The 7,921-nt window shown below is 71.8% G+C and carries 9 protein-coding genes and 1 pseudogene; 3 read left to right on the plus strand and 7 right to left on the minus strand.

The window, feature by feature from the left end:
* The 4 genes from ACZ404_RS35165 to ACZ404_RS35180 are packed head-to-tail and all read right to left on the minus strand — an operon-like array spanning window position 1 to window position 3,612.
* Complete coding sequence (locus tag ACZ404_RS35165; RefSeq protein WP_468447155.1) at window positions 1-1,179, minus strand: branched-chain amino acid ABC transporter permease; 1,179 nt, start codon at window positions 1,177-1,179, stop codon at window positions 1-3.
* The gene (locus tag ACZ404_RS35170) at window positions 1,176-2,057 is read right to left on the minus strand and encodes a branched-chain amino acid ABC transporter permease (RefSeq protein ID WP_468447157.1); all 882 of its coding nucleotides are present in this window, start codon (window positions 2,055-2,057) and stop codon (window positions 1,176-1,178) included. The genes ACZ404_RS35165 and ACZ404_RS35170 overlap by 4 nt, the downstream gene beginning before the upstream one ends.
* A 5-nt stretch (window positions 2,058-2,062) precedes the next feature.
* Window positions 2,063-2,857 carry an ABC transporter ATP-binding protein gene (locus tag ACZ404_RS35175; protein ID WP_468447159.1) on the minus strand — a complete coding sequence of 265 codons (795 nt, stop codon included), beginning with the start codon at window positions 2,855-2,857 and terminating at the stop codon, window positions 2,063-2,065.
* Window positions 2,854-3,612: an ABC transporter ATP-binding protein gene (locus ACZ404_RS35180; protein ID WP_468447161.1), complete on the minus strand. Its 759-nt coding sequence runs from the start codon at window positions 3,610-3,612 to the stop codon at window positions 2,854-2,856. The genes ACZ404_RS35175 and ACZ404_RS35180 overlap by 4 nt, the downstream gene beginning before the upstream one ends.
* A 188-nt stretch (window positions 3,613-3,800) precedes the next feature.
* Here ACZ404_RS35180 and ACZ404_RS35185 point away from each other — a divergent pair, with 188 nt between their 5' ends.
* The 3 genes from ACZ404_RS35185 to ACZ404_RS35195 all read left to right on the plus strand — a co-directional run bounded on the left by ACZ404_RS35185 (window position 3,801) and on the right by ACZ404_RS35195 (window position 7,071).
* A complete protein-coding gene (locus tag ACZ404_RS35185; RefSeq protein WP_468447163.1) occupies window positions 3,801-5,096 on the plus strand; it encodes a PucR family transcriptional regulator in 1,296 nt (431 codons plus the stop codon).
* On the plus strand, window positions 5,093-5,755 hold the full coding sequence (locus ACZ404_RS35190) for a TetR/AcrR family transcriptional regulator (RefSeq protein WP_468447165.1): 663 nt from the start codon (window positions 5,093-5,095) through the stop codon (window positions 5,753-5,755). The genes ACZ404_RS35185 and ACZ404_RS35190 overlap by 4 nt, the downstream gene beginning before the upstream one ends.
* A 95-nt stretch (window positions 5,756-5,850) precedes the next feature.
* Complete coding sequence (locus ACZ404_RS35195) at window positions 5,851-7,071, plus strand: metallophosphoesterase (protein WP_468447167.1); 1,221 nt, start codon at window positions 5,851-5,853, stop codon at window positions 7,069-7,071.
* A 78-nt stretch (window positions 7,072-7,149) separates the two neighbouring features.
* Here ACZ404_RS35195 and ACZ404_RS35200 read toward each other — a convergent pair whose 3' ends face one another.
* From ACZ404_RS35200 to ACZ404_RS35210, 3 genes and pseudogenes are all read right to left on the minus strand, one after another.
* Window positions 7,150-7,482, minus strand: a complete 333-nt coding sequence (locus ACZ404_RS35200; protein WP_468447169.1) for a DUF3140 domain-containing protein — start codon at window positions 7,480-7,482, stop codon at window positions 7,150-7,152.
* 6 nt (window positions 7,483-7,488) lie between these two features.
* Window positions 7,489-7,719, minus strand: a complete 231-nt coding sequence (locus ACZ404_RS35205) for a hypervirulence associated TUDOR domain-containing protein (RefSeq protein WP_468447171.1) — start codon at window positions 7,717-7,719, stop codon at window positions 7,489-7,491.
* Between the two features lie 106 nt (window positions 7,720-7,825).
* Window positions 7,826-7,885, minus strand: a pseudogene (locus tag ACZ404_RS35210) (serine dehydratase beta chain); the annotation flags it as partial.
* Window positions 7,886-7,921: the final 36 nt, after the last annotated feature.

The raw sequence follows: 7,921 nt of genomic DNA on the forward strand, positions 1-7,921 counted from the left end.
TCAGTCCTTTTCCGTGCGGGGCGGGGCGCCCACGGGTTCGGCGTCCGCGACAGCGGGATCCGCAGGAGCGCGGGTCGCGGAGGGTCCGGTTCCGGCCGGGGCGGTCGGCTCCGGATCGGGCGTGGCCACGGTCTCCGGCGTCAGGCCGAGGGCGGTGGCCGTGGCGGTGGCAGTCGTGGTGGCGGTGGCAGTGCGGGGCGGACGACGGGCGACGGCCCGCAGGACACGGCCGGGCACACCGGCCAGTCCTGTCGGGGCCACGAACATCACCGTGATGATCAGCAGGCCGAACACCACTCCCGGTGCCGCCTCGCTGACGTCCTGGGACACGCTCGGCACGTACATCACGAACGCCGCCCCCAGCAGGGGGCCGTACAGCGAGCCGAGCCCGCCGACCACCAGGCCCGCGAGCAGGGTGATGGACAGAACGAAGCTGAAGGAGTCGGGCGAGACGAAGCCGATCACCCAGGTGTACAGACACCCGGAGACGCCCGCGAACATCGCACTCCACGCGAAGGCGAGGGTCTTGTGCAGCGACAGCCGCACGCCCATGATCTCGGCGGCGCTCTCGTGGTCCCGCACGGCGAGCAGTGCCCGGCCGACCCGGGACCGCAGCAGGTTGCGGGCGAGCAGCAGGGCCACCGCGGTGACGCCGAGGACGACGAAGTACATCCACTGGTCCTCGGCCAGCCCGCTCCACGCGGGCGGCTGCAGCTTGTCCACGGTCAGGCCCATGGAGCCGCCCGTCACCGGTTCGAGCCGCTTGAGCAGCGGCGGCAGGAACACCGCGAACGAGAGGGTGACCAGGGCCAGGTACAGCCCGCGCAGCCGCAGGGCGGGCACTCCGAATCCGAGGCCCAGCAGGAAGCATCCGGCGGCCGCGACCGGAAGAGTCGCCAGGTGGCCCGTGTCGTACCGATCGAGCATGACCGCCGTGGTGTAGGCCCCTGCCGCGAAGAACGCTCCGTGCCCGAGCGAGATCTGCCCGCCGAAGCCGACCAGCAGGTTCAGGCCGGCGAGCGCGACGGCGTACAGGAGCACCATGGTCAGCTGGAAGACCTGGAAAGGGGCGAAGTAGAAGGGAGCGCCGACGGCGGCTGCCGCCGCGAGCAGCACGGTGAGCGCGGCGCGCACCCGCCGGGCCGGGGCGGTGCCGAGTGCCGTGGTGAGGGTGTTCATGCGCGCTCCACCGCCGCCCGTCCGAACAGGCCCTGGGGTCGCACCAGCAGCACCGCCAGGATGATCACCAGGGGGACGCCGACCTTCAGGTCGGCACCGACCACGTCCACGTACGCCCCGGTCAGCGTCTCGGCGACGCCCACGAACAGGCCGCCGACGACCGCGCCCACCGGGCTGTCGAAGCCCCCGAGGGTGGCCGCGGCGAACGCGTAGATCAGCACCCCGCCCATCATGTTCGGCTCCAGGAACAGCACCGGGGCGACGAGCACCCCCGACACCGCGCCGACGGTCGCCGCCAGCCCCCAGCCGAGCATCAGGACCCGGCCCACCCGGATGCCCGACAGCCGGGCGGAGGCCGGGTTGCCGGCGACCGCCCGCATCACCAGGCCGACGGAGGTGTGCTGGAACAGCAGATACAGCAGGCCCATCACGACGGCCACCACGCCGAGGATCCCGAGTGTCGACCAGTCCACACGCACCCCGGCCAGGTCGATTCCGCCGTCGGGGAACGGCTGCGGGAAGTCCTTCACGGTGAACGACCAGATCAGGCCGGCCAGTGCGTTGACGAAGATGAACAGGCCGACCGTGACGATGACCACCGTCAGCTCGGGCGCGCCCTGCACGGGACGGATGACGATCCGCTCGACCAGCATGCCGCCGGCGAAGGACACCGCGAGGGTGACCGGCAGCGCCAGCCAGAACGGCATCCCGGACGCCACCAGCTGCCAGGCGACGTACGTCGAGAGCATGGCCAGCTCGCCCTGCGCGAAGTTGACGATCCCCGTGAACCGGTGGATCAGCACCAGGGCCAACGCCAGGCTGGCGTACACCGCGCCGGAGCCCAGTCCTTCCACCACTTGCTGGAGAAGATCGGTCACGGCGCTCACCCGGCCCTGCGGGAGCGGACGGAGACACCGAGGTACACCTCGGCGACCTGCCCGTCCTCACGGAGCTGTGCGGCCGGTCCGGACAGCACCAGGCGGCCGGCCTCCAGTACGTGCGCCCGGTGCGCGATGTCCAGCGCAAGCTGGGCGTTCTGCTCGACGACGACCACGGTGGTGCGCTCCTCCTCGTTGACGGCACGGACGATCTCGAACAGCTCACGGGTGACCAGCGGCGCGAGCCCGAGGGACGGCTCGTCCAGGAGCAGCAGCGAAGGCCGCAGCATCAGCGCCCTGCCGATGGCGAGCATCTGCTGCTCCCCGCCGCTGAGGCTGCCGGCGGCCTGCCGCGACCGCTCACGCAGTTTGGGGAAGTAGTCGTAGATCCGTTCCAGGTCGGCCGCCACGGCCGCGCGCCCGGCGCTGCCCCGGCGCCGGGTGTGGGCGCCGACACGCAGGTTCTCCTCGACGGTCAGGTCGTTGAAGGTGCCGCGGCCCTCGGGGACATGTGCCACGCCGCACCTGGCGGCCTGCTCGGGCGAGCGGCCCAGCAGCTCCGTGCCGTCCAGGGCGACCGAGCCGCGGCCGCGGACCATGCCGCTCAGCGCCCGCAGCGTCGTGGTCTTGCCCGCGCCGTTGGGTCCGAGGATCGCGCACACCTCGCCCCGGGCGACGGAGAAGTCGAGGCCCTGCAGCACGCGGGCCTGGCCGTATCCGGCGTGCAGGCCGCAGACCTTCAGGAAGTCCGGCTCCGCATGCGCCGCGGCCTCGGTGCGGTCCGTGGTGGGCTCGCTCATGCGGCCGCTCCCAGATACGCCTCGACGACCGCCGGGTCGCGCTGGATCTCCTCGGGCGAGCCCTCGGCGATCTTGCGGCCGAAGTCGAGGCAGACCACCTTGTCGCACAGGCCCATCACGAACCCCATGTGGTGTTCGACCACCACGAGCGAGAGGTCGAACTCCTGGCGCACCGACCGGACCAGATCCGCGAATTGGCCGACCTCACCGTGGCTGAGCCCGTTGACGGGTTCGTCGAGCAGCAGCAGCCGGGGCCGTACCGCGAGCGCCCGGGCGAGTTCGACGCGTTTGAGCGTGCCGAACGGCAGCCCCGAGGCGGGGTGGTCGGCGACGTCCGCCAGACCGAGCCGCCGTAGCAAGTCGTCCGCCTTGTCACGCAGTTCCCTCTCCTCCCGCCGGACGCGGGGCAGCCGGAGCGCCGCGGCGAGGTGTCCGGTGCGCCCCCGGCTGTGGGCGCCGACCATGACGTTCTCCCGGACCGTGAGCCGCGGGAACAGACCCAGGTTCTGGAAGGTGCGGGCGATGCCCCGCCCGGCCACGGCGTGCGGAGGGAGGGCCAGCAGGTCCTCGTCCTCGAACCGCACGTCTCCCGCGTCGGGGGTGCAGCGCCTGGTGAGGCAGTTGAACAAGGTGGTCTTGCCGGCTCCGTTCGGTCCGATGAGCCCTACGGCGGTGCCCGGCTCGACGGTGAACGCGACACCGTCCAGGGCCGTGATCCCGCCGAAGCGCACGCTGATACCGTCGACCGCGAGCATGTATGACGCCCCTTCCGACGTGCTGGGGGGTGGGCGAGCGTCACAGTAGGTGGGGGTGTTCGGGGCGCACATTGGGTGCGAGCACCCAACTTCCCGGCCGTCGGACTGTGCGCCGCGCACAGATAACGGTTGATGTCTCACGCCGGGCCTGTTGACGGAACACGAGGCGGGCGGCGACGATCGGCGCCATGCCTCGCGGGCCCGCCCTGGGCACTCCCCAGCTGTCCGAACCGCTCCGCCGGGAGCGGTGGCGGATCCTGCACGCCGTCCACGACCGGGTCGAGGAGGTGGCGGACACCGCCGTCGGAGTGATGCGCGCGGAGATCCCGTCGTACGCACTGCAGGACGAACGGTTCTTCGCGGACGTTCGGGAGCAGGTGCTGGAGCACTACCGGATGCAGTTGGCGGCGCTGGCCGGTGACCGCGGCATCGCGCCCGAGGACCTGGTCTTCAGCCGTGCGGCGGCGATGCGCCGGGCACGCGCGGGGTTCGCCCTGGAGGACTGGATCAGCGCCTTCCGGGTCGGCCGGCAGGTGCTGTGGGACGCGCTGCTGGACTGCGCGGGCACGTCCACCGAGGCCCAGCAGGCCGCGCTGTCCCTGGTCACCCCGCTGATGCAGTACGTCGACTACGCCAGCACCCATGCCGCGCAGGCCTACGTCGAGTACCAGCAGCACATGGTGGCGGACGCCGACCGGGAGCGCCGGGACCTTCTCGACCAGCTCCTGGCGGGCGTGGCACCGACGCGCGGTCCGCTGTCCGCCGCCGCACAGGCGTACGGCATCGGGCCGCACTCGCCGATGATGGCGGTCGTCGCGGTGTGCGTCGGCGACACCCGCACCGGGGACCTCACCTCGGCCGAGCACGGCTACGCGACCAGCGCGTCGATCAGCGTGGCCGGGCCCTGGGCCGGCCGGACCCTGGTCGTCGTACGCCACGAAGAGGTGGTGGCCGTGCCCGTGGTCCGGGCCGGTATGACCGCGGAGGACATCTGCGCCCACTTCGAGGCCGTGCAGCAGCGGCTCGCGCGGGGCGGAACCATGCTCTCCATGGGCATCAGCACGGTCGCGCGGGGCGCCCGTGATCTGCCGCGCGCGTACGAGGAGGCACGGGCCGCTCTCGACCTGGTGCCCAGCGGGGGCGGGGTGGCGGCGCTGCCGCGACTGTCCCCGTTCGACTATCTCGCGCTGCGCGCCGACGACCTGGCCCGCCAGCTGGTCGATCCCCGGGTGCGGGTGCTGCTGCAGGAGGACCGCAGACGTGGCGACACACTGGCCGCCACCATACGGGCCTTCGCGGAGGCCGACCTGAACCTGCGGCTGGCCGCCGACCGGCTGCGGGTGCATCACAACACGGCGCACTACCGGTTGCGCCGGATCGAGGAACGCACCGGCCGCAATCCGCGCCGGATCGCCGACCTCCTGGAACTACTGGTCGCCCTCGCCATCCGCGACGGCGACGGGGAAGGTGAGGACTGCCAGTGAGCGGCATCGCGGAGTCGGCCGGGACCGAGACGGCGCCTCAGGCGCCGCACGGGCAGGGGGGCATGTGCCTGCCGGAGGCGCTCGCCGGGCAGAGAACGGTCCGGCGCGCGCTGCTGGACGCCGCGCTGGAGGTGTTCACCGAGCGCGGTTACACCGACGCCGGTCTCACCGAGATCGCGGCGCGCTCCGGCATCCCCGTGGGAAGCCTCTTCCAGCACTACGGCGGAAAGCGAGGGCTGTACCTCGCCCTCTGGGAGGAGTTCCGGGAGGAGCAGGAGCGACGGACCGCGGCCACGCTGGCCTCCGAGCGCAGCCGTGGTGTGGACGACCCCATCGCCCTCTTCGTGGCGGGAGCCAGGGCGTACCTGGAGGGTGCCTGGGACAATCGCAGGCTCGGCCGACTCCTCGCGGAGGAGGACAACCCCTCGGGCTTCGACGCGCTGCGCCGCCAGTGGGACCGCGCCTGGGTACGGCGCAACGCCCGGCTGCTGGAGGTGGACGAGCGGCGACGCGCCGGCCGGGTCCGGGTGAGCGTACTGACCACCGTCATCGGAGGGGCGGCGCGCGAGCTGGGCGACTGCGGGGACGAGACGGAGGCGCGAGAGATCGTGGACGAGGTGTGCGGCATCCTGATCCATCTCTCGGCACCGCCCGCCTGAAACCCTGGGGGAGATTCGCCTGGACGCCGGTCCGGCCGGCCCGAGGACGACCGGATACAGTGCGCGGGACGGCAGCCTGGCCAGGGAGGGCAAGCGTGACCGACACCAGCAGCACCCGGACCACCGACGGTGAAGCGCAAGCGCCGCGGCAGAGCCGGCTGCACCGCCTGATGCGCCACATACCCCTGATCGCCCCCGTCCTGCTGTGGGCCGTGCCCTGCTGGGTGCTGCTGTACACCGGCCAGCATTGGCCGTTGCCCGTCAGGCTGATCGGCAGCGTCCTGTTCGCCCTCGGCCTCATCGGAATGCCGCTCGCGATGGTGCGCGGCCACGGTCGACGCCAGCAGGACCGGGCGGCGATCGTCGGTGACTCCCTGCTGGGCACCAGCTGGGTTCTGTTCACCTGGTCCGTTCTGCTCGGGGTCCTGGTGCGGCTCGCCCTGACCGTGGCCGGCGTCGGTGGAAGTCAGGACCGGGCCCGCATCGTCACCTGGGCCGTCCTCGGCACCACCGCCGTACTGCTCGCCTGGGGATATGCCGAGGCCCGCCGCGTACCGCGCGTGCGCCGGCTCGAGGTGCAACTGCCACGACTGGGCGCCGGATTGGACGGCCTGCGCGTCGTCCTCATCACCGACACCCACTACGGCCCACTCGATCGCACTCGCTGGTCGGCCCGGGTGTGCGAGACGGTGAACACTCTGGAAGCCGACCTGGTCTGCCACACCGGCGACATCGCCGACGGCACGGCCGAACGGCGCCGCGCCCAGGCCGCCCCGCTCGGCACCGTGCGGGCCACCCGGGCCCGGGTGTACGTCACAGGCAACCACGAGTACTACAGCGAGGCCCAGGGCTGGGTCGACCTGATGGACGAGCTGGGCTGGGAGCCGCTGCGCAACCGCCACCTGCTGCTCGAACGCGACGGCGACACCCTCGTGGTCGCCGGCGTGGACGACGTCACCGCCGAGTCCTCAGGCCTGGCAGGCCACCGCGCCCACCTCGCCGGAGCCCTGCACGGCGCCGACCCCGACCTGCCCGTCCTGCTCCTGGCGCACCAGCCCAAGTTCATCGATCGGGCGGCAGCCGCCGGCATCGACCTCCAACTCTCCGGCCACACCCACGGCGGCCAGATCTGGCCCTTCCACCACCTGGTCCGCATCGACCAGCCGGCCCTCGCCGGCCTCAGCCGCCACGGCACCCGCACCCTCCTCTACACCAGCCGCGGCACCGGCTTCTGGGGCCCACCGTTCCGCGTCTTCGCCCCCAGTGAGATCACCCTGCTCGTGCTCCGCTCCCCGCACCTGCCCACCTCGCCGTAACACTGGGCGGTCGACAGACGGCCAGGCCTGTGCCGCGGTAGGACGCCCCACATCGGCACGGGAGGGGTCATCCGCTCGTCAGGCCAGCGGGTCATGGCCCCAGTTCATCAGGGAGTGCCGCCACCGGGTGTCCCGTACGTCTCCCGACGGGCGCTGGGCCAGATGGCGGCGGACATAGCCGACGACCTTGCGCATGTGCTGGTAGTCGTCGTCGGAGAGGTCCTTCTTCTTCGCCCGCAGGATCTCCGTGATGCGGCGGCCGGAGGCATGCCCGATGGACTCGCCTCCGTCCCTGTGCTGGCCGGCATTGCGCGACTCGTCGGACTCCAGCCACTTGTCCAGCTCGGCCGGTGTCATGTTCACCAGTTCGCGGAAGTCGGCCCAGATCTCCTTGCGCTCCTCGTCGTCCACGCCGCCTCATTTCTTCTTTCTCAGCGCCGACGGCTTGTGCACCGCGGACCTGCCGGACTTGTCGCTACGGACCTGGTACTGCGGCTCGTCCGCCGACGCATCCACCGTCCGGCCGCCTGCCTCGGTGCGCTCGGTGATCTTCTTCTCCACCGTGCCCTCGGCCTGGCCGCCGTGACTTCTCCAGGCGACCTCGTCGCCCTTCTTCAGCTTCTTGCCCTCACTCCGGCTCTTCGCCATGTGGACTCTCCTCGAGGATGACGGGAGTGTCCTTCCAGCGTGACGGCCGCGTGCCCGCCCCGCAGCTTCTGGCAGGCGGAGCCGGTACGGCATCCACTCGGCGGTCGGTGTGGGAGCTGGACGGGCCGATGCCGATCGAGAACAGGTCGAAGACCGAGATGGCCACGGTCACTCCTCAGGACAGGGGTGGGGCACTCCCCAT

It is taken from the genome of Streptomyces sp. NPDC030798 (assembly GCF_055572275.1).

Coding starts and splice junctions, on each gene's coding strand:
- ACZ404_RS35180 (WP_468447161.1), bottom strand. CDS start 3,612: ATGCTCGCGGTCGACGGTATCAGCGTGCGCTTCGGCGGGATCACGGCC.
- ACZ404_RS35165 (WP_468447155.1), bottom strand. CDS start 1,179: ATGAACACCCTCACCACGGCACTCGGCACCGCCCCGGCCCGGCGGGTG.
- ACZ404_RS35185 (WP_468447163.1), top strand. CDS start 3,801: ATGCCTCGCGGGCCCGCCCTGGGCACTCCCCAGCTGTCCGAACCGCTC.
- ACZ404_RS35205 (WP_468447171.1), bottom strand. CDS start 7,719: ATGGCGAAGAGCCGGAGTGAGGGCAAGAAGCTGAAGAAGGGCGACGAG.
- ACZ404_RS35175 (WP_468447159.1), bottom strand. CDS start 2,857: ATGAGCGAGCCCACCACGGACCGCACCGAGGCCGCGGCGCATGCGGAG.